The organism is Mesorhizobium abyssinicae, from assembly GCF_049887195.1.
Classification (GTDB): domain Bacteria; phylum Pseudomonadota; class Alphaproteobacteria; order Rhizobiales; family Rhizobiaceae; genus Mesorhizobium; species Mesorhizobium abyssinicae.
The window spans coordinates 1-224 of record NZ_JARAKC010000180.1; the positions used below are offsets into that span (position 1 = coordinate 1).

Annotated in this window: 1 protein-coding gene; it reads right to left on the reverse strand. The window is 67.4% G+C overall.

Annotation, left to right across the window (positions count from 1 at the left end; genetic code table 11):
* A partial coding sequence (locus tag PU724_RS34240; RefSeq protein ID WP_426213885.1) for a VCBS domain-containing protein occupies window positions 1-224 on the reverse strand: 224 nt, incomplete at both ends.

Sequence of the window (224 nt, forward strand, 5' to 3'; positions counted from 1 at the left end):
GTTGGCGCCGTGGATGGAGATGACGATGTCCTTGGTGGTGCCGTCGGAGGTCTGCACCGTGATGGTGTCGGTGAGCGCCGGATCGCCGGTGTTGAGGGCCTGGACGGCGGCGTCGTCCTCGTTGAGGACATAGCTCCACTCGCCGGCGGCGTTGATGGACAGCGTGCCGTGCGCGCCGTTGGTGGCCACCGAGAAGTCGTTGGCGCTGTCGACGTCGGTGGCGT